Source organism: Arthrobacter sp. UKPF54-2, from assembly GCF_007858535.1.
Taxonomy (GTDB): domain Bacteria; phylum Actinomycetota; class Actinomycetes; order Actinomycetales; family Micrococcaceae; genus Arthrobacter.
Genome location: NZ_CP040174.1, coordinates 2,885,867 through 2,909,967, shown reverse-complemented (window position 1 = coordinate 2,909,967; position 24,101 = coordinate 2,885,867). Strand labels below are relative to the sequence as shown.

Here is a 24,101-nt window from a genome sequence, read left to right as displayed (position 1 = left end):
GGGACTCAGGCGAGGGCCTGTTCCGCCCGCGGAACACCGGCCCGCTCCGGGCCGGCGTCGGGTTCCGGAGCCCGCGGGGTCGTGATCTTGGTGAAAAGTGCCGTTTCCACCGTCAGTCCCGGACCGAACGCCATCGAACAGATGCGTTCACCGCCGACCTCGCCGGCGTCGCCGTCGGCGCCGTCGAGGTCGAGGATATGCCGGATCACGAACAGGACCGTGGCGCTGCTCATGTTCCCGTAGTTCCGGAGGGTTTCCCGAGCCGGCACCAGCTGTTCGTCGCTGAGCTCCAGCCGGGACTGCACTTTGTCCAGGATGCTGCGGCCGCCCGGGTGGATGGCCCAGTGCCGGATGTCCCGGTACGGGATCCCGATCAGGGACGCATCCCGTGACAACAGCGGTTCCAGAGCGCGGATGATGTGGTCCTCGATGATGTGCGGGACGTAGGTGCCCAGGACCATCTCGAAGCCTTCGTCGCCGATGTTCCACGCCATTGCCTCCTCGCCCACCGGCGTCAGGACCGTTTCGAAGTGGTCCAGGGTCATCAGGGCGGGCTGGTCCGGCAGCTCGCGGGCGCTGATGACGGCGGCCGCCGCGCCGTCGGCGAACAGGGCGGATCCCATGATGGTGTCCGGGTCGTTGGATGTCCGGACGTGGAGGGAGCAGAGTTCGGCGCAGACCACCAGCACCACGGCGTCCGGGTCCGCGTCGCAGAAGGATTTCGCGGCCCGCAGCGCCGGGAAGGCGGCGTAGCAGCCCATGAACCCGAGGTGGTAGCGCTGCACCGCGGGATTCAGCCCGAGCGCCCGGACAATCTTGTAGTCCGGTCCGGGATTGAAGAAGCCGGTGCAGGAGACCGTCACCAGGTGCGTGATGTCACTGCGGTCGAGGCCCGGGAAGGCGTCCACCGCCTTTTCCGCGGCTTCGATGAAGAGCTTGGTCGCTTCGGTGGCGAAGATGTCGTTCCGGACCTTGGTGCTGGGGCTGAGCAGCAGGCCGGCGGCGGGGTCGAAGAACTGCGGATTCTCCGCCCGGCTGCGGGTGGTCAGTTCCCCGACGGCCGTGTAGCGGGTGTCGATGGCGGCGGAGTCGAAGCAGGTGCTGACCAGCCGGGAGCCGAGGCGGCTGAGCCCGGGCTGGGCGGCGAACACGTCGCGGGCCTCGGACTGGATCAGTATGGTGGGCGGGACTGCAGTTTCCAGGGACCTCAGGTAGACCGTCATGGTTCATTCTCAGTTAGCCCGCCGGATATGACAATGGATTTTCGACGCCGTCCCCGGCGGCCGGCGCGACTGCCGGAGGATTAGCCCACCGACTGTTCTAAGCTGTTCCCATTGAGCCAGCCGGCGCCGCCGCCACGGCGGCGAGGGCCCGCCTGACAGAGGGAGACACGATGAGCACGGCCACGAGCACCGGCACGGACGCGCAGCCGGCTGCGGTGCACGTTGCCGACACCCACGATTTGATCCGGGTGCAGGGCGCGCGGGAAAACAATCTCAAGAACGTCAGCATCGAGATTCCGAAGCGCCGCCTGACGGTATTCACCGGCGTCTCCGGCTCGGGGAAGAGCTCGCTGGTGTTCGCCACGATCGCGGCCGAGTCGCAGCGGATGATCAACGAAACCTACAGCGCCTTCGTGCAGGGCTTTATGCCCAACCTGGCGCGTCCCGACGTCGACCTCCTGGAGGGGCTCACGACGGCGATCATCGTCGACCAGGAGCGGATGGGCGCGAACCCCCGCTCCACGGTCGGCACCGCCACCGACGCCAACGCCATGCTGCGCATCCTCTTCAGCCGGCTCGGCACGCCGCATGTGGGGCCGCCCACGGCTTTCTCCTTCAACGTCCCCACCCGGAAAGCCAGCGGCGTGATGAGCACCGAGAAGGCCGGCGGCAGGGTGGAGAAGAGCGTGGTCCAGAACGCCGTCTACCTGGGCGGAATGTGCCCGCGGTGCGAGGGAATGGGGTCTGTCTCCGACTTCGACCTCACGGCGCTCTATGACGAGAGCAAGTCGCTGGCTGCAGGTGCCCTGACGGTCCCGGGCTACAGCATGGACGGCTGGTACGGGCGCATCTTCAGCGGCGCCGGCTTCGACATGGACAAGCCGATCGCGAAGTACACCAAAAAGGAAATGCACGACTTGCTCTACAAGGAGCCGACCAAGATCAAGGTCGAGGGCATCAACCTCACCTATGAGGGCCTGATTCCGAAGATCCAGAAATCGATGCTTTCCAAGGACGTGGAGGCGATGCAGCCCCACATCCGGGCCTTCGTGGAACGGGCCATCACCTTCCAGGCTTGTCCCGAGTGCGAGGGCACCAGGCTCAGCAAGGAGGCGCGGTCCTCGAAGATCCAGGGAAAGAACATCGCCGAACTGTGCCAGATGCAGATCAGCGACTTGGCCACGTGGATCCGTGGGCTCAATGAGCCCTCGGTGGAGCCGCTCCTCAAGGGGCTGCGGCACCTGCTCGATTCGTTCGCCGAAATCGGACTGGGGTACCTCTCGCTGGACCGGCCGGCGGGGACCTTGTCCGGGGGAGAGGCGCAGCGCACCAAGATGATCCGGCACCTGGGCTCATCCCTGACCGACATCACCTATGTTTTTGACGAGCCGACGATCGGCCTGCACCCTCATGACATCGAGCGGATGAACCAGCTGCTGCTGCAACTCCGGGACAAGGGCAACACGGTGCTCGTCGTCGAGCACAAGCCGGAGACCATTGTCATCGCCGACCACGTTGTTGACCTGGGTCCCGGCGCGGGCACCGCGGGCGGCAGTGTCTGCTTCGAGGGAACCGTGGCGGGTCTGCGGTCCAGCGACACCATCACCGGCCACCACCTGGACGACCGGGCGGCGGTCAAGGAGACGGTGCGCACGCCGTCGGGCGCCCTTGAGGTGCGCGGCGCGACGACGAACAACCTCCGGGACGTCGACGTCGACATCCCGCTGGGCGTGCTGTGTGTGCTGACGGGCGTGGCCGGATCCGGGAAGAGCTCGTTGATCCAGGGCTCCGTGGCCGGCCGGGACGGTGTGGTGCTGATCGACCAGGGCGCCATCAAGGGTTCACGGCGCAGCAACCCGGCCACGTACACCGGCCTGCTTGAGCCGATCCGGAAGGCGTTCGCGAAGGCCAACGGCGTGAAGCCAGCGCTGTTCAGCTCCAATTCCGAAGGCGCCTGTCCCACCTGCAACGGCGCCGGAGTCATCTTCACCGAACTGGGCGTGATGGCCACCGTCGAATCCACCTGCGAGGACTGTGAGGGCCGCAGGTTCCTGGCGTCGGTGCTGGAGTACAGGCTGGCGGGCCGCAATATCGCTGAAGTGCTGGCGATGTCCATGACCGAGGCAGAGCAGTTCTTCGGCGCCGGCGAGGCGAAGACGCCGGCCGCGCACAAAATTCTCGACCGGCTGGTGGACGTCGGCCTCGGCTACCTCAGCCTGGGGCAGCCGCTGACCACCCTCTCCGGTGGCGAGCGGCAGCGGCTCAAGCTGGCCACCCAGATGGCCGAGAAGGGGGACGTATACGTCCTCGACGAACCGACGACGGGCCTGCACCTGGCCGACGTCGCAAACCTGCTCGGGCTGCTGGACCGGCTGGTCGCCTCCGGCAAATCGGTGATCGTCATCGAGCACCACCAGGCGGTCATGGCCCATGCCGATTGGATCATCGACCTCGGCCCCGGGGCCGGACACGACGGCGGCCGCATCGTCTTCGAGGGCACGCCCGCCGAGCTGGTCGCCGCGCGGTCCACCCTAACGGGGGAACATTTGGCGGCGTATGTGGGGGAGTGAGGGCCGGCCGCACAGCACCGGTAGGCGAGCACGCCGCGGCCGGTTCATCCTGATGATAGGTCAGTAATGGAGTCATGGAAGACCGACCGGGTGGGTTCGGCGATTGCGGGGGAGAACCACACCGTGATGGCCCGGCTCGACGGCGGCTTTGCGGTCATCGTCGGTCGAGATTGCCTGCGCGGAGTTGGATCCGGCATTCCTCCGGGTCAACATCGAACTTCTCGGCAACAAGGACCCATTCCTGCACACGCATATCTGGCCGCGGTACCAATGGGAAGAACCCGAATTGCGGACCAAACCGGTGTGGCTGTACCCGGGAGCCAACTGGTCCGACCCGGGTACCGCGCTGAGCCCCGCACACGATCCCTACCGGGCCGCCATCACGGCGCAGATCCAGAAGTTGTCAGTCCCGAGGCCCGAGATTCTTCTCGACGTCGACTACGGGTACTCGTGGCCGCTGTCCATGATCTTTTGGGATCCCAAGGATGTCCCGGACTGGGAACGTGAGCTTCCGGCGCAGCTCAACGAAGATCTAAGGGCCTGGGCAAAGTTCTTTAACGATCATGCGAATTCAGAAACCGGGATGTATGGCAGCGAAAGCCTGCGCCAGCATTTTGACGTGGAGGGCGTCCGTCTCCGAGACGCCCTCGAGGAAGTTCTGGGAAACAAGTATCGTTTCCGCCTCCGACTGTGGTTCTGAGGTTGTTGATTCGTGACAACACGGGCCCTATCGAGCCTTCCTACTTAACGCCGATAATCAACATTATGTCAAGTAGTAGTTTGGGAAGCGCTCAGGATTCCCGCTTGATGGCGCGGCGCTCCACCACTACCGTTGCGTGACGTGGACACGACCTTCAGTGCGGAGTTGTTCGAGTGGCGTGGCCCTGCGCCGTTCTACTGGTTGACGCTGCCCGCGGACGTCGGTGACTACGTCCGCGCCGAGGCCGCGGCAGCCAGCTATGGCTGGGGCGCCATCCCGGTCGCCGTACGCATCGGCGGCACCGAGTGGGAAAACTCCTTGCTGCCGCGCAACGGAGAGTACGTACTGCCTGTCAAGAAGGACGTCCGCACGCGGGAGCGGTTCGGCGACGGCGACACGGTGAAGGTCGCCCTCAGCGTGGCGCCCCGCGGCGGCCGGGCGGCCAACGGCGCCGGCCCGACCGTTTCCCTACCCGTCGAACGCCACCTCTGACGTCTTGGCGACCTCCGCGGTCCGCCCGGGCGCCGCCTGGTTCTCCCAGTAGAGGTTGGTGTGCGCAATCACCAGCTCCGGCGGCGGAGCACCCCAAGCCGTGAGGTCCTCGGTGCTGTGCGCGTCGGCTACGAGGGTGACGTCATAGCCGCGGACGAACGCGCCGTGGATCGTGGACCGGATGCATTCGTCCGTCTGCGCCCCCGCCACCACCAGGCGCCCCACCCCGGCGCCGGCAAGGACCTCTTCCAGGTCGGTACCCTCAAAGGAGTCGCCGTAGGACTTGTGCACCAGCGGTTCCGGTTCCTGCCGCGCCAGCTCCGGGACGTACTCCCAGGCCTCACTCCCCTGTTCCAACTGGGCGTCTGAATGCTGGACCCAGACAACCGGCACCGCGGCGTCGCGGGCCCTGTCCACCAGCTGCGCGATGTTCGCAATCACGGCATCGCGCCGGTGGGCGCCTGCCACCACACCGTTCTGCACATCGATCACCATCAAAGCGGTGTTGGGTCGACCGGACAACGTTGTCATGGGCATCTCCTCAGGCTCGCTGCTTGTCTGTTCCGCGCCCATGGTAGACCGCAGCGCTGCCCGGCTCCATGCCTTGCGGAAGCTAGGCTGGAAGCATGCCAGCCACCGCTCCCCCGCCGCCCCATCCGCCGTCGAGCACCCGCACAGCGGTCCTCGCCGCGGCCGCCGACGCCCTCCTGATCCTGCTCTTCGCCGCAATCGGACGGGACGCCCACCAGCGCGGCGAGATCATTACCGGGGTGCTCGCGACGGCGTGGCCGTTCCTGGCCGGCGCCGCCGTGGCCTGGCTGGCCCTGCGCCTGTGGCGCGCCCCGCTCGCACTGTGGCCGGCCGGCGTCGCCGTCTGGCTCGGAACGGTGGCCGTCGGCATGCTGCTCCGGGCGCTCACCGGGCAGACCGTGGTCCTGCCGTTTGTGATCGTGGCGCTGCTCAGCCTGGCGGTTTTCCTGCTCGGGTACCGGCTGCTGGCAGCGGCGGTCCCGCGGTTCGGGGGCCGCCGCGGGCGGGGCTGATGGACTAGGCTTGCAAGTACACGGCACTGCCCTCACGGGCCACTCACGGCGCCGGCAACGGCGCACCAGATCCGAAAGGTCCCCACGTGATCACCGCTTTCGTCCTGATCAAGACTGACGCTTCCGCCATTCCGGAAACTGCAGAAAAAATCTCCGCGATTCCCGGCATCAGCGAGGTCTATTCGGTAACCGGCGAATGGGACCTGATCGCGATTGCGCGAGTAGCCAAGCACGAGGAGCTCGCCGACGTCATCGCGGACAAGCTCTCCAAGGTCCCTGCGGTGGTGCACACCACCACGCACATCGCGTTCCGTGCGTACTCACAGCACGACCTCGACGCGGCGTTTGCCCTGGGCTTCGAACAGTAGGAAACGTTAGTCGCGGGACAGCGCGACCCAGCGGTCCAGGACCGCGGCCGCGGCGCCGGACTCCACCGATTCCTCGGCCCGCTTCATCGCGGCGGCCATCCGTTCGGTGAGCGGAGCAGTTGCATCCAGGTCGAAGGAAACCAGGCCGGCCGCGGCGTTGAGCAGCGTGGCGTCCCTGGCGGGGCCGGGCTTGCCGGCCAGCACGGAACGGACGACTGCGGCGTTGGCCTCGGCGTCTCCGCCGCGCAATTCCTCGACGGTCGCCTGGCGGATCCCCAACTCGCGCGGGTCGAAAACTTCCTCAGCAACCTGGCCACCGCGGATCTCCCAGATCCGGGAGGGCCCGGTGGTGGTCAGCTCATCCAGCCCGTCGTTACCCCGGAAGACGAGTCCGCGGCTGCCGCGCTGGGCGAGCACGCCGGCCACCAGCGGAGCCATCCGTTCGTTCGCGACGCCGACGGCGGACGCCTGAACGTGCGCCGGGTTGGTCATCGGCCCCAGGAAGTTGAAGGCCGTGGGGACGCCCAGCTCCCGGCGCGCGACGGCGGCGTGCCGCATCGACGGGTGGAATACCTGGGCAAAGCAGAAGGTGATGCCGGCTTCTTCGGCGTTCCTGGCCACCCGCGGAATGGGCAGGTCCAGCCGGACGCCCAGGGCTTCGAGGACGTCGGCGGATCCCGACGTCGACGACGACGCGCGGCCGCCGTGCTTGACCACCTTGGCGCCGGCCCCGGCCGAGACGAGGGCCGCCATGGTGGAGATGTTGACGGTGTTCAGCTGGTCACCGCCGGTCCCCACGATGTCCAGCTTCTCGCCCGCGATCTCGATCGGGTTGGCGGAGTCGATCATTGCCTCAACCAGGCCGGTGAGCTCCTCCACGGTCTCGCCCTTGGCGCGCAGCGCCACCAGGAAGCCGGCAACCTGGGCAGGGGTCGCCTCGCCGGACATGATCGAGTTCATGGCCCACTCGGTGTCCCCGGCGGTGAGGTTGCTGCCGTTGATGAGGGCGCCGATGAGGCGCGGCCACGTCTTGCCTGCCGCCTGTGCTGATGCCTGAGAAGTCACGTTCTGATGCTATCGAGCCGCGGCCCGCAATGCCCAATGCGAAGGGGGCCGGGAACTTTTCCGCGCGATTTCGCGGCTTTGTAGAAAAAGTCCTCCCGAAACGCGGTTTGCGTTGGGCAGGACGGACTTTTATAGACATAATGTCTATGTGACATCTGCGACCCATGCCCCCAGTACCCCGGCGCACCCGACGCTGAATCGCCCGAACATGGTTTCCGTTGGAACCGTTGTCTGGCTGTCCAGTGAGTTGATGTTCTTCGCCGGTCTCTTTGCCATGTACTTCACACTCCGTTCGACTTCCGGACAGATGTGGGCCGAAGAGACAGCCAAGCTCAACTTCCCCTTTGCGCTCGTAAACACGATCGTCCTCGTGGCCAGTTCCTTCACTTGCCAGATGGGCGTCTTCGCCGCCGAACGGCTCCAGCCGCGCCGGCTCGGCGGTCCCCTGAGCTTTACCCGCTGGGGAATGAACGAGTGGTTCACACTCACATTCATCATGGGTTCGTTCTTCGTGGCCGGCCAGGCGACCGAGTACGCCATGCTCGTCTCCGAGCACGTCTCGCTCTCTTCCAACGCCTACGGCTCCGCGTTCTACATGACCACCGGGTTCCACGGCCTGCACGTTATCGGCGGCCTCGTTGCCTTCCTGCTCATCATCGGACGCTCGTTCGCGGCAAAGAAGTTCGGGCACTTCGAGGCAACCTCCGCGATCGTCACCTCGTACTACTGGCACTTCGTCGACGTCGTGTGGATTGGCCTCTTCCTGGTCATCTACGTCCTCAAGTAGCCCCACTTGTCTCTCTTTCTACAAGAGATAGAATTTCAAGAAGCGGCTCCCGGAGCCAACGCAGCATCGAATAAAGGAACCACCACGTGAAGGCACTCTCGCAGAAGCGACGTCACCCACTGGCAGCAGTTGCACTGTTGCTGATGGGCCTCCTCATCACTGGTGGGCTGTACGCCGTTGCCACCACCGTCAACCAGGCCAAGGCCGACACCACGAGCTTCAGCGCAAGCGACGCAGAGGAGGGCGGCAAGCTGTTCGCCGCCAACTGCGCCACCTGCCATGGCATGGGTGCCAGTGGCTCGCAGGCAGGACCGTCGCTCGTCGGCGTCGGCGCCGCCGCCGTTGACTTCCAGGTTGGCACCGGCCGTATGCCCATGCAGATGAACGGCCCGCAGGCTTACAAGAAGCCCGCCCAGTTCAACGAGGAACAGACCCACCAGCTCGCGGCCTACGTCGCTTCGCTCGGCCCCGGCCCGTCGATCCCCGAGGCCGGTGTGCTCGATGAGAAGGGCGACGCCGCCAAGGGTGGCGAGCTGTTCCGCACCAACTGCGCCATGTGCCACAACGCTGCTGCCGCCGGCGGCGCGCTGACCCGGGGCAAGTTCGCCCCGGCCCTCGCCGACGTTTCCGGCAAGCACATCTACGAAGCCATGGTCACCGGCCCGCAGAACATGCCCGTCTTCTCCGACGCCAACGTCACCCCCGAAGGCAAGCGCGACATCATCACCTTCCTCAAGCAGATCGAAGCCAACGGCTCCCCCGGCGGCAACGACCTGGGCGCACTCGGCCCGGTCTCCGAAGGCCTGTTTGTTTGGATCGCCGGGCTGGGCGTCATAATCGCCTTCACGATCTGGCTGACTTCGCGGACGTCCTAGGCGCCCCGCGGCACCCGTAAGAATTTTCTGCTGATCACTCAGCAGTTGGAATTGAAAACTAACTCGGCATTGGCCGAGACGAGAGAAGGATGAGGCGAATTATGGGCAACCATAGTGACGGCAGTCCGAGCCACTCGGGCACCGTAGCTACGGCTGGTCAGAATGAGGTGGAGAAGTTCCAGGATCCTGGAATTCCCCCGCATCGTTTGCGCCTGGCTGACACGGACCCGAGGGCCGCCAAGCGAGCGGAACGGCAGGTGGCCATCCTGTTCGGCGCCTCGGTCGTGGGCACCCTGATATTCCTGGTGGCGTACTTCGCCATCGATCTTGGAGCTGACTCCTCGATCGCCACCATCCGGCTGCAGAACACCCTGCTGGGCATCGGCACCGCCTTTGCCATGCTCGGTATCGGCACCGGCATCGTGCACTGGGCCAAGGCCCTGATGCCGGACCACGAAGTGTCGGAGGAGCGCCACGCTATCCGCACCGAAGAGGACCGGCAAGCCGCCGTCCGGATCGTCGACGACATCGTCGAGGAAACCGGCATCAAGCGCCGCCCGCTGATCCGCAACACCCTGCTGGGCGCCGTCGCACTGGCTCCGCTTCCGGCCCTGGCCATCTTTGGCGACCTGGGTCCGCGTCCGGACAACAAACTGGCGCACACCATGTGGGCCCCGGTGGACGGTAAGACCAAGCGCCTGACCCGCGACCCGGATGGCACCCCAATCAAGGCCTCGGACGTCACCATCGGCTCGGCGTTCCACGTCATTCCGGAAGGCCTGAACGAACTCCACGAGGGCAAGCTGAACGAGAAGGCGAAGTCCGTCGTCCTGCTGATGCGCCTCAACCCGGAATCCCTCAAGCCCTCCCCGGGCCGTGAGGACTGGAGCTACAACGGCATCGTTGCGTACTCCAAGATCTGCACCCACGTTGGTTGCCCTGTTGCCCTGTACGAGCAGCAGACCCACCACCTGCTCTGCCCGTGCCACCAGTCCACCTTCGACCTGACCCAGGAATGCAAGGTTATCTTTGGCCCGGCCAGCCGGCCGCTCCCGCAGCTGCCCATCGCCGTCGACGACGAGGGTTACCTCTACGCCACGAGCGACTTCAAAGAACCTGTTGGACCTAGCTACTGGGAGCGTGATGAGCATGAGCGCAACATCAACAGCTGACACCCCCACCTTTGTCGCCAAGACCAAGGGCGGCCGCATTACCGATTTTGTTGACCAGCGTGTGGGCGGTTCCGGCATGCTCCGGGAATTCGGCCGCAAGGTCTTCCCGGACCACTGGTCCTTTATGTTCGGCGAAGTGGCGCTGTACTCCTTCGTCATCCTGCTGCTCTCCGGCACGTTCCTGACCTTTTTCTTCGACCCGTCGATGGCGGAAACCCACTACCAGGGTTCCTACCTGCCGCTGAAGAACGTCGAAATGTCGGTGGCCTACAACTCCTCGCTGAACATCTCCTTCGATGTCCGCGGCGGTCTGTTCATGCGCCAGGTCCATCACTGGTCGGCCCTGCTGTTCGTGGCCTCGGTGTCCGTGCACATGCTGCGCGTCTTCTTCACCGGTGCCTTCCGCAAGCCGCGCGAAATGAACTGGGTGGTGGGCAGCGTCCTGCTTATCCTGGCCATGGCCGCCGGCTTCACCGGCTACTCCCTCCCCGATGACCTGCTCTCCGGCAACGGCCTGCGCATCATCGACGGTGTCATCAAGTCCATCCCGGTGATCGGCACGTACATCTCGTTCTTCCTCTTCGGCGGAGAATTCCCGGGCACCGCCATCATCGGCCGCTTGTACATGCTCCACATCCTGCTGGTTCCGGCGCTGATCCTGCTGATGATCGCCGTGCACCTCTTTATGGTGGTCGTGCACAAGCACACCCAGTACCCCGGCCCGGGACGCAACGACGGCAACGTCGTCGGCTACCCCCTCGGCCCGGTTTACGCGGCGAAGGCCGGCGGCTTCTTCTTCATCGTCTTCGGTGTCATCGCCCTGATGGCCGGTTTCTTCACGATCAACCCGATCTGGAACTACGGTCCGTACGACCCCTCCCCCGTCTCCGCCGGCACCCAGCCTGACTGGTACATCGGTTTCGTTGACGGCGCCCTGCGCCTGATGCCGGGCACCTTCGGTGACTGGCACGTCGAGCAGGTCTGGTTCGGCCACGTCTTCACCTTCAACGTGCTGCTGCCGGCCCTGGTCCCCGCGGGCATCCTGTTCACCGTGATGTTCACGTACCCGTGGATCGAACGCTGGATTACCAAGGACGACCGCGAGCACCACGTCCTGGACCGTCCCCGCAACGCGCCGACCCGCACGGCGATCGGCATGGCCGGCTTCGTCTGGTACTGCGTGATGTGGGCAGCGGCAGGTTCCGACCTCATCGCCACGCACTTCCACGTGGCCCTGAACGACGTCACCTACTGGCTGCGCGCACTGTTCTTCATCGGCCCGGTCATCGCCTTCATCGTCACGAAGCGCGTCGCCCTGGCCCTGCAGCGCAAGGACCGCGAAATCGCCCTCCACGGCCGCGAAACCGGCCGCATCGTGCGCCTGCCGCACGGCGAGTTCATCGAGGTCCACGCGCCGCTGGACGAGTACAAGCGCTACAAGCTGGTCGGCTTCGAATCCCCGTCGCCGCTCCCGGCCGAGCCCAACAGCCACGGCATCGTGGACCGTAAGGAAAAGCGCCGCGCGCTGCTCTCCAAGTGGTTCTTCGAGGACCGGGTTGCCCCGGCAACCCCGGCCGAGCTCGCGGCGGCCCACGGCCACCACGGTGAGCACGAGGCTGTTGCTCCGGCTGCAGAGCAGAAGAGCCTGAGCCACTAGCATCCGGCACGCGCCAACAGAAAGGCCCGGTCCAATCGGACCGGGCCTTTCTGCGTCCCCCGGGATTCTTGGCGGAAAGCAGCGCGTGGTCAGGCGCGGTAGCCGGTGGCGTAGTTGCGGGTGGGCCTGACGCCGGGCCGCTGCAGGGGCACCCAAAGCTTGTACCGGTCGGCCCGGTAGTAGGAGACCGAGTAGTCGACCATGGCCCTGGCGACGAAGGCGTGCCGCTGGATCTTCAGCAGCGGGGAGCCGACTTCGACGTTGAGCAGCCGGGCCGTCGACGGCGACGCCGCCGTCGCCTCGATCATGTCCTCGCCCCATTCCATCACCAGCCCGTAGCGCTCGCTCAGCACGTTATAAAGCGACGTCGGCGGCTCCTCGTCGAGCAGGCCCGGCACGCGGTGCGCGGGGATGAAGTTCTCGTCCACGCTCATCGGCTCGTTGTCCGCGAGCAGGAGGCGCCGGAAGCGGACCAGCGGCGTCCCCTCCTCGAGCTGCAGCTCGCGGGCCAGGAAGGCGCTGGCGTTGATCTGTTCAAAGCTGAGCACCTTGGCGGCCGGGACCATGCCGCGGCGCTGCATTTCCTCGCTGTAGGAGGTGAGTTTGACCTGCAGGTCGAGTTTGGGTTTGCGCACAAACGTGCCGAGGCCGACGACGCGTTCGATCACTTCCTCACCCACCAGGGCGTCGATTGCCTGGCGCACCGTCATCCGGGCGAGGCCGAACCGTTCGGAGAGGTCCCGTTCGGAGGGAAGGGCGGAGCCCGGCGGGCAGGAGCTGGCAATGTGCGCGCGGAGGATCTCACGGAGCTGGACGTAGATGGGGACGCCGCTGTGCCGGTCGATCTCGCCGGCCATCCGGGCCGCGTTAGACCCCACAGCGCACCCTGCTGAAAACGTTCATACCTCAAGCCTAGGGCACTTTCCGGTCAGGTCTAGACCACCGCGTGACCCGGTTCGCCGGGGCCCTCTCCCCCGGCTACGCTGGACATGTTCCCAGTTGAAGGAGTTTCCGTTGCCCGCACGCAAGGCTGTTGTCCAGGCCTCGATCGGATTGCACGCCCGCCCGGCAGCGGTCTTTGTCCGCGCCGTGACGCAGAGCGGTTTGCCGGTCACGATCAGCCGGGACGGCCGGCCCGGCGTCGACGCCCGCTCGCTCCTGGAGGTTATGACCGAGGACTTCCCCTGCGGCTGCGAGGTGGAGCTGGCGGTCCGGGCCGAGGGGGTCCCCGACGGATCCAGCCTCGACGACGCCGAGCGTACCCTGGCGGAGCTCTGCATCCTGCTGGAATCCCAGGCAGGCTGACCGGCGGCTGCACGCCCTGCCCCAACGCAAACGACGTCGGGCCCCACCACAAGGTGGGGCCCGACGTCGTTGTATCAGCGGTAGACGCTAGTGCGCGTGGTCACCGCGGCTGTATTCGTAGACCCAGCCGATCAGTGCGACGACGGCGAGGCCGCCGGCGATGAAGGTGATCCAGAAGCCCACGGCCAGTCCGAGGAATCCGCCGGCGCAGGCCAGGCCGAGGACCAGCGGCCACCAGCTCCAGGGGCTGAAGTGGCCCTGCTCGCCGGCGCCTTCGTGGATCTCGGCGTCGCTGCGGTCCTCCGGGCGCAGGCCGACGCGCTTGCCGGTGAAGCCGAGGTAGGCGCCGATCATGCCGGCGAGGCCGCCCAGCAGCAGGACACCGAGGATGCCGACCCACTCCGTCCAGCCGGTCAGGAAGCCGTAGACCACCGAGACCGGGATGAAGAAGAAGACTCCGAATCCAAAAATCCTTGATTCGATTTTCACTGGGCTTGATCCTTCTGGTCGGCGTTACCGAGCGCTGCCGCTGCCGGGGCAGGAGAGTCGACGGTGTATGACTGGGAGAGTTCCGGGTGGTGCAGGTCCAGGGCAGGACGCTCCGAGCGGATCCGCGGCAGCGAGGTGAAGTTGTGCCGCGGCGGCGGGCAGGACGTCGCCCATTCGAGCGAGGCGCCGAAGCCCCAGGGGTCATCGACCATGACCTTCTCGTTGCTGCGCCAGGTGATGTAGACGTTCCAGAAGAACGGGATCAGCGAGGCGCCCAGGAGGAAGGAGGCGTAAGTCGAGAACTGGTTCATCCAGGTGAAGTTGTCCTGCGGCATGTAATCGGCGTAGCGGCGGGGCATGCCCTCGACGCCGAGCCAGTGCTGGATGAGGAACGTGCCGTGGAAGCCCAGGAAGAGCATCCAGAAGTGGATCTTGCCGAGGCGCTCGTTGAGCATCTTGCCGGTCCACTTCGGCCACCAGAAGTAGAAGCCGGCGAACATTGCGAACACCACGGTGCCGAAGACCACGTAGTGGAAGTGCGCCACCACGAAGTAGGAGTCGGAGACGTGGAAGTCCAGCGGCGGGGAGGCCAGGATGATGCCGGTCAGGCCGCCGAAGAGGAAGGTCGCCAGGAAGCCGATGCTCCAGAGCATGGGGGTTTCGAAGGTGATGGAACCCCGCCACATGGTGCCGATCCAGTTGAAGAACTTCACGCCGGTGGGAACCGCGATCAGCATCGTCATGAAGGAGAAGAACGGCAGCAGGACCGAGCCGGTGACGTACATGTGGTGGGCCCACACGGTGACGGACAGCGCGGCGATGGAGATTGTGGCGTAGACCAGGCCCTTGTAGCCGAAGATCGGCTTGCGGCTGAAGACCGGGAAGATCTCGGAAACGATGCCGAAGAACGGCAGCGCGATGATGTACACCTCGGGGTGGCCGAAGAACCAGAACAGGTGCTGCCAGAGGACGGCACCGCCGTTTTCCGGGTCGAAGATGTGGGCGCCGAAGCGGCGGTCCGCGCCGAGGGCGAAGAGGGCGGCGGCGAGCGGCGGGAAGGCCATCAGGACCAGGATGGACGTCACAAGGGCGTTCCAGGTGAAGATCGGCATCCGCCACATGGTCATGCCCGGGGCGCGCATGCAGATGATGGTGGTGATGAAGTTGACCCCACCAAGGATGGTGCCGAAGCCGGAGAGAGCCAGGCCGAAGACCCAGAGGTCACCGCCCACGCCGGGGCTGAACGTCGTGTTGGACAGCGGCGCGTAGGCGAACCAGCCGAAGGACGCGGCACCCTGCGGGGTGATGAAGCCGGAGACCGCGATGGTGGAGCCGAACAGGAAGAACCAGAAGGCCAGCGCGTTCAGCCGCGGGAACGCGACGTCGGGGGCGCCAATCTGCAGCGGCATGATGACGTTCGTGAAGCCGGCGAACAGCGGCGTCGCGAACATCAGGAGCATCACGGTGCCGTGCATGGTGAAGAGCTGGTTGTACTGCTCTTTGGTCTGCAGGATCTGCATGCCGGGCTCGAAGAGTTCGGCGCGGATCAGCAGCGCCATCACGCCGCCGAAGCAGAAGAACACGAAGGACGCGATCAGGTACATGTACCCGATGGTCTTGTGGTCGGTGGAGGTGATCCAGTTGACGACGATGCGTCCCTTGGATTTCGGTACTACGGGAGCCTCAAGGATCCCTGAGGGCTGAGAGTAGGTCGTTGCCACTTCGCGCTCCCCTTACTTGTTCTCGGTCGGGGCCGGGGTGCGGTCGTACTCTTCGCCGAGCAGTCCGGTGTTGCCGTCCTGGCGGAGCTTGTCCAGGTGGGCCTTGAACTCCGAGTCGGAGACGACCTTCACACGGAACAGCATTTCGGAGTGGTACTCGCCACAGAGTTCGGCGCACTTGCCATCGTAGGTTCCCTCTTTTGTGGGGGTGAACCGGATGTAGTTGGTCTTGCCCGGGATCATGTCGCGCTTCTGCAGGAAGGCGGGAACCCAGAAGGAGTGGATGACGTCGCGGGCGTTGAGCTCGAGGTCAACCGACTTGTTGACCGGCAGGTACAGGGTGGGCAGCTTTTCCTTGTCCACCTCGTTGCCGGTGAGGTGCGCCTGGACGCCGGCCTCGTGGACGTCGTCGGTGACGACGTCGCCCTTCTTGTAGTTGAAGTCCCAGGCCCACTGCTTGGCGCGGACGTCGACGACGACGTCGGCCGGCTGGTCCCGGTTGTCGATCGCCTGCTGGTCGCGGTCGGTGAAATAGAAGAACACCAGGACCATAAAGAGCGGGATCGTCAGGTAGAAGACCTCAAGCGGGAGGTTGAAGCTGTTCTGGCGGGGGAAACCCACGGTGCCCTTGCGACGCCGGTAAGCGACGATGCACCAGATCATCAAACCCCAGGTAATGATGCCGACGACCAGCGCGGCAATCCATGAGTTGACCCAGAGGTCCATGATGCGGTCAGTGTGGTTGGTGGTGCCACGCTCAGTGGGCAGCCACCCTTTCTGTACCTCTGGTGAACATCCAGTCAAAGCCAACGCGCCGGCTAGTGCCAAGCCAGTGATCGTAGTGATCTGTTTGCGTCGGCTGCCGGTTCGGTTCTGCGAACTCACAGACGGCCCTTCCTACTTGTTGCTGTCGCCCGGCCGCCGATGGCGTTCCGGGCACACTAAAAGTTTTACTACTCGGTGTAGAGCTTACCGCTCCCCGCGAGTTTTCGCCCACATGTCCGCACCGTGCGTCGGAGGCGTTTAGAGCGCTTCCGCCGACCGCTCCCCGGACGGCACTAAGGCCGGGCTCAATGCCCGGCCTTAGCCCTTAGTGGAAGGAGTCCCCGCAGGCGCAGGATCCGCCCGCATTCGGGTTGTCGATCGTGAAGCCCTGCTTCGAGATCGTGTCCTCGAAGTCGATGCTGGCGCCGCTCAGGTACGGGACGCTCATCTTGTCGACAACGACCTCGACGCCGTCGTAGTCGCGAACGGCGTCACCCTCGAGGAGCCGCTCGTCGAAGTAGAGCTGGTAGATCAGCCCGGAGCAACCGCCCGGCTGCACGGCAACACGGAGGCGAAGGTCGGTGCGGCCTTCCTGTTCCAGCAGGCTGCGGACCTTGCCGGCGGCGACGTCGGTCAGCTGGACCTCGTGGCTGGCCAGTTCCTGGTCCGCCTGGACGGTGGTGTCGGCGCTGTTTTCATTGGTTGTAGTGCTCATGGCCTACCTTCTTACGACGGTCGTGGCGGCTCCGCCTGCGCGGTGCCCGCCCCTACTTAAACGGTATGGGCTATAGCTACATGCTACGTCGATCAGACGTGTAGCTCTAACTCCTGACGTAACCCTCAGAGCCGGCCGGATGTTCCCCGGAAGCGCTGGACTGCGGGCCCGTCCGGACAGGACCTCAGGCCAGGCCTTCGGCGTTCAGCCGGGCCAGCAGGAGCGCCTCGGCAATGATCGCGTTCCGGAAGTCGCCCAGGTGCAGCGACTCGTTGGCGCTGTGCGCCCGCGAATCGGGATCCTCCACACCGGTCACCAGGATCTGCACGTCCGGGTACAGCTCGGTGAGATCGGCGATGAACGGAATCGAGCCGCCGATCCCGGTCTCCACCGCGGGCACGCCCCAGGCCTCGCCGAGCGCCCACATCGCCATGCTGGCGGCGGTGGAGCTGGTGTCGGTGAGGAAGGCGTTGCCGCTCTCCCCCGGGGTGAACACCACCTCGGCGCCGAACGGCGCGTTCGCTTCAACGTGCCGCCGAACGGCCTCCATGGCTTCGGCCGGGTCCTGGCCCGGGGCAAGGCGCAGGCTGAACTTGGCGCGGGCGCGCGGCAGCAGGCTGTTGGAGGCGACGTCCACCGCGGGGGCATCGAAGCCGATGATGGACAACGCCGGCTTGGTCCACATGCGCGAGGCGATCGAACCGGTGCCGGCGAGCTTGACGCCGTCGAGCACGGAGGCGTCGTTGCGGTATTCCTCCTCGGTGAGGTCGACGGCGGCGTCGTCGCGGCTGACGAGTCCGTCGATGGCCACGCTGCCCTCGTCGTCGTGCAGGGTGGCAATCAGCCGGGCCAGCAGCGTCGGGGCGTCCAGGACGGGGCCGCCGAACATGCCGGAGTGGACGGCGTGGTCGAGGACCTTGACCTCGATGGTGCCGTCCACCAGGCCGCGCAGGCTGGTGGTGAGCGCAGGGATGCCGACCTTCCAGTTGGAGGAGTCAGCCACGACAATCACGTCGGAGCGCAGCAGTTCCTTGTGGGTTTCCAGGAAGGCCCGGAAGGTGGGTGAGCCGGCTTCCTCTTCGCCTTCGAAGAAGAAGGTCACGCCGAGGCCCAGCTCGTCCCCGAGCACCCGGGTCACGGCGGAGTAGGCGGCGACATGGGCCAGGATGCCGGCCTTGTCATCCGCGGCGCCGCGGCCGTAAAGGCGGCCGTCGCGTTCGACGGCGGTGAACGGCTCGGTCTCCCAGAGAGCCAGGTCGCCGGTGGGCTGCACGTCGTGGTGGGCGTAGAGCAGAATGGTGGGCTTGCCGGCGGCGGCGGGCCGGCTCGCGACGACGGCGGGGCCGCCGGGGGTGCCGTCCTCCTTGTCGCAGCGCAGGATCTGCACGTCCTCGAAGCCGCTGGCGCGGACCAGGCCAGCGACGGCCTCGGCGCTGGCGTTCAGCGGGGCGGGGTCGAAACTGGGCCAGGCGATGCCCGGGATCGCCACGAGCTCCTTCAACTGTTCGACGGTGGCGTCGAAGGATTCGGTGACGGCCTGGCGGAGGGCGGCGGCATCGATGGAGCCGCCGGCTGAGGGCTGCGGGATCCCCGCGGATTCTGAAGTCATGGCCAAAACACTACCCGTGTCCGGCATCACCACAAACAGCGCCACGGGCCCGTGGACTGGGTCTGGCGCGGTGTTCGGCAGGGTATTCTGTAGGGGTGTTTGGACGTAGAAAAGAAGCGCCCTCGGCGCAGGACGTAGTTGACCAGCAGGTAGCCGAGGCAGCAGCCCGGGACGCCGCCATCGGCAAGGGGGCACCCACGCCCAAGCGCAGCGCCCAGGTGGCCGCCCGGAAGCGGCCGCTGGTTCCGGAGGACCGCAAGGCCTCCCGCGCCGCCGAGCGCACCGCCATCGCGGAGCAGCGCCTCAAGATGCGCCAGGCCATGGACACCGGCGACGAGAAGTTCCTGCCGCTGCGCGACAAGGGACCGCAGAAGCGCTTCGCCCGCGACTACGTGGATGCCCGTTTCAGCCTCGGCGAGTACCTGATGTTCGGCGCCCTCGTCTTTGTGATCATCTCCCTGCTGGTCCCGGCGAGCAGCGAACAGATGATCTATGTCCTCGGCGGCTTCTGGGTGATGTTCCTGGCCGTCTTCGTCGACGTCTTCATCCTGTCCCGCAAGCTAAAGAAGCGCCTCGCCGAGAAGTTCGGCGACGTCGAACGCGGCACCGTCTGGTACGGCTCCATGCGCTCCCTGCAGTTCCGCCGCCTGCGGCTGCCCAAGCCCCAGGTCAAGCGCGGCGACTTCCCCGCCTGATTCACGCCTTCAACAAGGAGAGCCCCCGGCAGCTGGACTGCCGGGGGCTCTTCCGTTCGCGGGGCGAAGTGCTGCGGCCCCGAAGGGCGCCTGCGCCGCCGCGCGGCCTAACGCCGGGACGGGTGCTTGGCGAGCAGCCGGTTGATCCGGGCCGCCCAGAACGGGCCCTCGTAAAGGAACGCCGTGTAGCCCTGCACCAGGGTGGCACCGGCGTCGAGGCGCTGCTGGACGTCCTGCGCCGTCTCGACGCCACCCACCGAGACGAGGGTGACGGCGCCGCCGGTGGCGGCCTTGAGCCGGGACAGCACCTCGAGGGAGCGCTGCTTCAGCGGCGCGCCGGAGAGTCCGCCGGCGCCGCACGCCTCAATCTGTTCCGGACTGGAGACCAGCCCGGTCCGTCCGATCGTGGTGTTGGTGGCGATGATGCCGTCCAGCTTGAGATCGAGCGCCAGCCGGGCGACGTCGTCGATGTCTTCGTCGCTGAGGTCCGGTGCGATCTTCACCAGCAGCGGCACGTGGCGGCCGGCGGCGGTGTCGGCGGCCTCCCCCACCGCGGTCAGCAGCGGCCGTAGGGTGTCAACGTCCTGCAGCAGGCGCAGCCCCGGGGTATTCGGCGAACTCACGTTGACCACCAGATAGTCCGCGGCGGGGGCCAGGCTGCGGGCGCTGACCAGGTAGTCGGCCACCGCGTCCTCAAGCTCCACGACCTTGCTCTTGCCGATGTTGACGCCGATTACCGGGCGGACGCCGGGGTAGCGGCGCTGCAGCGCGGCGCGGGCGGAGCGCAGCCGGGGTGCCACGGCGGCGGCGCCGTCGTTGTTGAACCCCATCCGGTTGATCACGGCCCGGTCCTCGATGAGGCGGAACAGCCGCGGGGCCGGGTTGCCGGGCTGCGCCTGACCCGTGATGGTGCCGACCTCGACGTGGCCGAAGCCCAGGTCGGTCAGCGCCTCGATGCCGTGGCCTTCCTTGTCAAAGCCCGCGGCCAGCCCGAACGGCGAGGGGAAGGTTAGGCCGAAAGCCTCGGTCCGCAGCGACGCTGCCGGGGCGGTGATCCGCTGCAAAACCCGGCCGGCGCCGCAGCGGTTGGCCAGCCGGATGCCCCGGAAACCGATCTTGTGGGCGCGCTCGGCGTCCATCCAGGAGAAGGCGAGCCGGAAGAAGGTGGGATATACGCGCATGCCCCCTAGTTTTCCGGTTCCGGCCGCGCAAACCAAAATGCCGGCACCCGGGCCAGGCCAAACCCGGACCGCAAGCAGCCAAAACCTCGGACCGCCGGGCGCTAGCATGAAGCCATGACCAGCGATGATGCAGTCCACCGCCACGGCCCGGCGCACTCCCCCGCGGCACGGATCGACGCCGACGTGGTGGTGGTCGGCGCCGGACTCGCCGGCCTGGTGGCCGCGGCCGAAGCCTACGCGGCCGGCCGGCGGGTGGCGGTCCTGGACCAGGAACCCGAGGCCTCGGCGGGCGGCCAGGCCCACTGGTCCTTTGGCGGCCTCTTTCTGGTCAACACTCCGGAGCAGCGGCGGCTGGGCGTCCGCGACAGCGCCGAGCTGGCCCTGGCCGACTGGCTCGCCTCCGCCGCCTTCGACCGGCCCGAGGACGCCCTGGCCCGGCAGTGGGCGGAGGCGTACGTGGACTTCGCGGCCGGCGAGAAGCGAGCCTGGCTCGCCTCCCTGGGCGTCGGGCTGTTCCCGCTCGTGCAGTGGGCCGAGCGCGGGGGCTACGGCCCGGACGGCCATGGCAACACCGTGCCGCGCTTCCACGTCGCCTGGGGCACCGGCCCGGCGCTGGTCGCGCCCTTCCTCGCCAAGCTCCGCGAGGGGGTGGCCGCCGGACGGGTGTCCTTCCACTTCCGGCACCGCGCCACCGAACTGACGACGACGGCGGGCCGGCTCATCGGGGTTCGCGGCGAGGTCCTGGCACCCAGCACCGCTGCCCGTGGAGAACAGTCCTCCCGCACGGTCACCGGGGCCTTCGAGGCCGTCGCCGGCGCCGTCGTCGTCACCAGCGGCGGCATCGGCGGGAACCACGGCGCGGTCCGGCGGCAATGGCCCGGCGGCGGCGCGCCGGCGTCGATGCTCAGTGGAGTGCCGGCCTCGGTGGACGGCGAGTTCCTCGCCGCAGTGGACCGCACCGGCGGCCGGCTGATCAACGGCGACCGGATGTGGCACTACCCGGAAGGCATCCTCAACCATTCCCCGGTCTGGCCGCAGCACGGGATCCGGATCCTGCCCGGCCCCTCCGCCCTCTGGCTCGACGCCACGGGCCGGATGCTCCCTGCCCCGCTGTTCCCGGGCTTCGACTCGCTCGGCGCGCTCCGGCATATCCTCGGCACCGGCCACACCCATTCCTGGTTCGTGCTGAACAAGACCATCGCCCTGAAGGAGTTCGCGCTCTCCGGCTCCGAACAGAACCCGGACCTGACCGGCAAGGACCTCCGCCTGCTAGCCGCCCGCCTCAAACCGGCCGGCGACAGCCCGCTGCAGCGCTTCCTGGACCGGGGTGTGGATTTCCTTCAGGCCGGCAGCCCTACGGAGCTTGCCGCGAAAATGAACACCCTCACCGGCGCGCCGCTGATAGACGCCGCGGAACTGGACCGGCTTTTCCGGTCCCGGGACCGGCAGTTCACGAGCGGGCTGGGCAAGGATCCGCAGCTCGCGGCGATCCGCGCCGCCCGCCGCTTCACCACGGACAAGATCATGCGGGTGGCGCCGCCGCACCGGATGCTCGATCCCCGGCACGGGCCCCTGCTGGCGGTCCGGCTCTCCGTCCTGACCCGCAAGAGCCTCGGCGGGATCCAGACGGATCTGCACTCGCGGGTCCTGGACGGCGACGGCCGGCCGGTGGCCGGGCTCTACGCCGCCGGCGAGGCGGCCGGCTTTGGCGGCGGCGGAATCCACGGCTACCGCGCCCTGGAAGGCACCTTCCTGGGCGGGTGCCTGTTCTCCGGCCGCGCGGCGGGCCGCGCCGCGGCGTCCGCCCTCTAGCCTGCAGACCGGGAGGATCAGGTGGACTGGCAGACCGACATCCTGGGCGAGGACTTCGCGGCGTGCCCCTTCCAGTCGGTGGGCCCGGACGGGGTGGAGCGCACCGCCACCCTGATCCGGCACATCCCTGCCTCCGGGGCCGGCAGCGCCCCGCACCGGGCGGTGCTGTTCCTGCACGGCTGGAGCGACTACTTCTTCAACGAGGAACTCGCGGAGTTCTGGACCGGCCAGGGCTTCGCGTTCTTCGCGCTGGACATGCACAACCACGGCCGGAGCCTGCGCCCCGGCGCCCATGGCGGCTACGTCGCGGACCTGGCCGACTACGACGCCGAGATCACCGCGGCGATCGACATTATCGGCTCGCTCGCGCCCAAGGGCGCAGCTCCCCCGCCGGTGACCCTGATGGGGCACTCCACCGGCGGGCTGATCGCGGCGCTCTGGACCAGCCGGCACCCGGGGCGCGCCGCCCAACTGGTCCTCGACAGCCCCTGGCTTGAAATGCACGGGAGCCCTGCGGTGCGCCGCGCCGCCCGGACCATGGTGGAGCCGCTGGCCCGCTTCCGGCCCGAGTCCGTGATCAGGCTTCCCGAGCGGGCCTTCTACTGGCGCAGCATCAGCAGCGCTGCGGAGGGGGAATGGGTCCTGGATGACAACTACCGGCCGCCCCGGGCTTTCCCGGTACGGGCCGGCTGGCTCAGCGCGGTGCTGGCCGGCCAGTCACGGGTGGCCCGGGGGCTGAACATTGACGTGCCGATCCTGGTGCTGATTTCCGGTGCCAGCGCCAACGGAATGTTTTGGAAGGAGTCGATGCGGCGCACCGACGCGGTCCTGGACGTGAACACCATCGCCCTGCGCGCCCTCAGCCTGGGCCGCACGGTGACCCTGGAGCGGATCGACGGTGCACTGCACGACGTGTTCCTCTCGGCGCCGCGGGTCCGGGCCGATGCCTATGCCCGGCTCGCCCGCTGGATCCGTGCCTACGTCACGGACGACGCCGCCGGTACCTAGGGCGGGTCAGGCGGGGCGCACCGGGGCGGCCGCGTCGACCGCCCCTCCGTAGCGGCGGTCCCGCTGGGCGTAGATTTCGACGGCGTCCCACAGGGTCCGCCGATCCACGTCCGGCCATAGGGTGTCGAGGAAGACGAACTCGGCGTAGGCGGATTGCCAGAGCATGAAGTTGGAGAGGCGCTGTTCGCCGGAGCTGCGCAGGAACAGGTCGACGTCGGGCAGGTCGGGTTCGTCCAGGTATTTCTGGATGGTCCGTTCGGTGATGGCGCCGGGCTTGAGCCGGCCGGCGGCGACTTCCGCGGCGATGGCGGAGACGGCGTCGGCGATTTCCGCCCGGCCGCCGTAGTTAACACACATGTTCAGGGTGCAGGTGCTGTTGCCCCGGGTGTACTCCTCGGCCTCCTCGAGTTCCCGGATCACCGAGCCCCAGAGCTTGGGCCGGCGCCCGGACCAGCGGATCCGCACGCCCCACTCGTGAAGCTGGTTCCGCTGCCGGCGCAGCACGTCCTTGTTAAATCCCATCAGGAAGCGCACCTCCTCGGGCGAGCGGCGCCAGTTCTCGGTAGAGAACGCGTAAACGCTGACGTGCTCGATGCCCAGTTCGATGGCCCCGGCCATAACGTCCAGCAAGGCAGGCTCCCCGGCCTTGTGGCCCTCGATCCGGGGCAGGCCGCGCTGGTTGGCCCACCGCCCGTTGCCGTCCATCACGATCGCGACGTGCTTGGGAATGAACTCCGCCGGGATGGCGGGCGGCCGGGCACCGGAGGGGTGCGGGTAGGGGGCCACCACGTCGGCGGTGGGCCGGCGGACCGGATTCGTCTTTCCTGGACTTTTTTTGCCGAGGGCCAC

At 67.0% G+C, this 24,101-nt stretch carries 24 protein-coding genes; 13 read left to right on the top strand and 11 right to left on the bottom strand.

Going from position 1 to position 24,101, the window contains the following annotated elements; all coding sequences use genetic code 11:
* Positions 1-5: 5 nt before the first annotated feature.
* Positions 6-1,223: a type III polyketide synthase gene (locus E7Y32_RS13410; protein ID WP_146337537.1), complete on the bottom strand. Its 1,218-nt coding sequence runs from the start codon at positions 1,221-1,223 to the stop codon at positions 6-8.
* 170 nt (positions 1,224-1,393) lie between these two features.
* Here E7Y32_RS13410 and E7Y32_RS13405 point away from each other — a divergent pair, with 170 nt between their 5' ends.
* From E7Y32_RS13405 to E7Y32_RS13395, 3 genes are all read left to right on the top strand, one after another.
* Entirely contained in the window at positions 1,394-3,793 is a 2,400-nt protein-coding gene (locus E7Y32_RS13405) for an excinuclease ABC subunit UvrA (protein WP_146337536.1), read from the top strand.
* Positions 3,794-3,977: 184 nt separating this feature from the next.
* Entirely contained in the window at positions 3,978-4,493 is a 516-nt protein-coding gene (locus E7Y32_RS16350; protein WP_222433446.1) for a hypothetical protein, read from the top strand.
* Between the two features lie 141 nt (positions 4,494-4,634).
* Entirely contained in the window at positions 4,635-4,985 is a 351-nt protein-coding gene (locus tag E7Y32_RS13395) for a DUF1905 domain-containing protein (RefSeq protein ID WP_146337535.1), read from the top strand.
* Here the strand turns inward: E7Y32_RS13395 and E7Y32_RS13390 are convergent.
* Positions 4,962-5,516, bottom strand: coding sequence for a cysteine hydrolase family protein (locus E7Y32_RS13390; RefSeq protein ID WP_146337534.1), 555 nt, complete (start codon positions 5,514-5,516; stop codon positions 4,962-4,964). The genes E7Y32_RS13395 and E7Y32_RS13390 overlap by 24 nt on opposite strands.
* Positions 5,517-5,611: 95 nt before the next feature.
* On the opposite strand from E7Y32_RS13390, the gene E7Y32_RS13385 reads away from it, so the two are divergent.
* Both E7Y32_RS13385 and E7Y32_RS13380 read left to right on the top strand, forming a co-directional pair.
* Positions 5,612-6,028, top strand: coding sequence for a DUF3054 domain-containing protein (locus E7Y32_RS13385; RefSeq protein WP_146337533.1), 417 nt, complete (start codon positions 5,612-5,614; stop codon positions 6,026-6,028).
* Positions 6,029-6,114: 86 nt separating this feature from the next.
* Entirely contained in the window at positions 6,115-6,396 is a 282-nt protein-coding gene (locus tag E7Y32_RS13380) for an Lrp/AsnC family transcriptional regulator (RefSeq protein WP_146337532.1), read from the top strand.
* A 6-nt stretch (positions 6,397-6,402) separates the two neighbouring features.
* Here the strand turns inward: E7Y32_RS13380 and trpD are convergent, their stop codons facing one another.
* Positions 6,403-7,461 (bottom strand): anthranilate phosphoribosyltransferase, encoded by a 1,059-nt coding sequence (trpD, locus tag E7Y32_RS13375; RefSeq protein ID WP_146337531.1) that lies wholly within the window; start codon positions 7,459-7,461, stop codon positions 6,403-6,405.
* 208 nt (positions 7,462-7,669) lie between these two features.
* Here trpD and E7Y32_RS13370 point away from each other — a divergent pair, with 208 nt between their 5' ends.
* The 4 genes from E7Y32_RS13370 to E7Y32_RS13355 all read left to right on the top strand — a co-directional run bounded on the left by E7Y32_RS13370 (position 7,670) and on the right by E7Y32_RS13355 (position 11,952).
* Positions 7,670-8,248, top strand: a complete 579-nt coding sequence (locus E7Y32_RS13370) for a heme-copper oxidase subunit III (RefSeq protein ID WP_138769291.1) — start codon at positions 7,670-7,672, stop codon at positions 8,246-8,248.
* Between the two features lie 86 nt (positions 8,249-8,334).
* The gene (locus E7Y32_RS13365; RefSeq protein ID WP_146337530.1) at positions 8,335-9,123 is read left to right on the top strand and encodes a c-type cytochrome; all 789 of its coding nucleotides are present in this window, start codon (positions 8,335-8,337) and stop codon (positions 9,121-9,123) included.
* 101 nt (positions 9,124-9,224) lie between these two features.
* Positions 9,225-10,295, top strand: a complete 1,071-nt coding sequence (locus tag E7Y32_RS13360; protein WP_146337529.1) for a ubiquinol-cytochrome c reductase iron-sulfur subunit — start codon at positions 9,225-9,227, stop codon at positions 10,293-10,295.
* Positions 10,273-11,952: a cytochrome bc complex cytochrome b subunit gene (locus E7Y32_RS13355; protein ID WP_146337528.1), complete on the top strand. Its 1,680-nt coding sequence runs from the start codon at positions 10,273-10,275 to the stop codon at positions 11,950-11,952. Before E7Y32_RS13360 ends, E7Y32_RS13355 begins: the two co-directional genes overlap by 23 nt.
* Before the next feature lie 89 nt (positions 11,953-12,041).
* Here E7Y32_RS13355 and E7Y32_RS13350 read toward each other — a convergent pair whose 3' ends face one another.
* Positions 12,042-12,809 (bottom strand): GntR family transcriptional regulator, encoded by a 768-nt coding sequence (locus E7Y32_RS13350; RefSeq protein ID WP_146338672.1) that lies wholly within the window; start codon positions 12,807-12,809, stop codon positions 12,042-12,044.
* Positions 12,810-12,966: 157 nt separating this feature from the next.
* Between E7Y32_RS13350 and E7Y32_RS13345 the strand changes: the two genes are divergently transcribed.
* Entirely contained in the window at positions 12,967-13,257 is a 291-nt protein-coding gene (locus tag E7Y32_RS13345) for an HPr family phosphocarrier protein (RefSeq protein ID WP_146337527.1), read from the top strand.
* Between the two features lie 87 nt (positions 13,258-13,344).
* Here the strand turns inward: E7Y32_RS13345 and E7Y32_RS13340 are convergent, their stop codons facing one another.
* From E7Y32_RS13340 to E7Y32_RS13320, 5 genes are all read right to left on the bottom strand, one after another.
* A complete protein-coding gene (locus E7Y32_RS13340; protein ID WP_146337526.1) occupies positions 13,345-13,746 on the bottom strand; it encodes a cytochrome c oxidase subunit 4 in 402 nt (133 codons plus the stop codon).
* On the bottom strand, positions 13,743-15,467 hold the full coding sequence (ctaD, locus tag E7Y32_RS13335) for a cytochrome c oxidase subunit I (protein ID WP_146337525.1): 1,725 nt from the start codon (positions 15,465-15,467) through the stop codon (positions 13,743-13,745). The genes E7Y32_RS13340 and ctaD overlap by 4 nt, the downstream gene beginning before the upstream one ends.
* A 12-nt stretch (positions 15,468-15,479) precedes the next feature.
* Complete coding sequence (coxB, locus tag E7Y32_RS13330; protein WP_146337524.1) at positions 15,480-16,352, bottom strand: cytochrome c oxidase subunit II; 873 nt, start codon at positions 16,350-16,352, stop codon at positions 15,480-15,482.
* 205 nt (positions 16,353-16,557) lie between these two features.
* Positions 16,558-16,947 carry an iron-sulfur cluster assembly accessory protein gene (locus E7Y32_RS13325; protein WP_138769282.1) on the bottom strand — a complete coding sequence of 130 codons (390 nt, stop codon included), beginning with the start codon at positions 16,945-16,947 and terminating at the stop codon, positions 16,558-16,560.
* A 184-nt stretch (positions 16,948-17,131) separates the two neighbouring features.
* Positions 17,132-18,556, bottom strand: a complete 1,425-nt coding sequence (locus tag E7Y32_RS13320; protein ID WP_146337523.1) for a dipeptidase — start codon at positions 18,554-18,556, stop codon at positions 17,132-17,134.
* Positions 18,557-18,651: 95 nt separating this feature from the next.
* Between E7Y32_RS13320 and E7Y32_RS13315 the strand changes: the two genes are divergently transcribed.
* A complete protein-coding gene (locus tag E7Y32_RS13315) occupies positions 18,652-19,251 on the top strand; it encodes a DUF3043 domain-containing protein (protein ID WP_146337522.1) in 600 nt (199 codons plus the stop codon).
* Between the two features lie 107 nt (positions 19,252-19,358).
* On the opposite strand, the gene E7Y32_RS13310 is transcribed toward E7Y32_RS13315, so the two are convergent.
* Positions 19,359-20,432: a quinone-dependent dihydroorotate dehydrogenase gene (locus E7Y32_RS13310; protein WP_146337521.1), complete on the bottom strand. Its 1,074-nt coding sequence runs from the start codon at positions 20,430-20,432 to the stop codon at positions 19,359-19,361.
* 114 nt (positions 20,433-20,546) lie between these two features.
* Here E7Y32_RS13310 and E7Y32_RS13305 point away from each other — a divergent pair, with 114 nt between their 5' ends.
* Positions 20,547-22,244 (top strand): FAD-binding dehydrogenase, encoded by a 1,698-nt coding sequence (locus tag E7Y32_RS13305; RefSeq protein ID WP_146337520.1) that lies wholly within the window; start codon positions 20,547-20,549, stop codon positions 22,242-22,244.
* Positions 22,245-22,265: 21 nt separating this feature from the next.
* Positions 22,266-23,252: an alpha/beta hydrolase gene (locus E7Y32_RS13300; RefSeq protein ID WP_146337519.1), complete on the top strand. Its 987-nt coding sequence runs from the start codon at positions 22,266-22,268 to the stop codon at positions 23,250-23,252.
* A 6-nt stretch (positions 23,253-23,258) separates the two neighbouring features.
* On the opposite strand, the gene E7Y32_RS13295 is transcribed toward E7Y32_RS13300, so the two are convergent.
* Positions 23,259-24,101, bottom strand: a complete 843-nt coding sequence (locus E7Y32_RS13295; RefSeq protein WP_146337518.1) for an isoprenyl transferase — start codon at positions 24,099-24,101, stop codon at positions 23,259-23,261.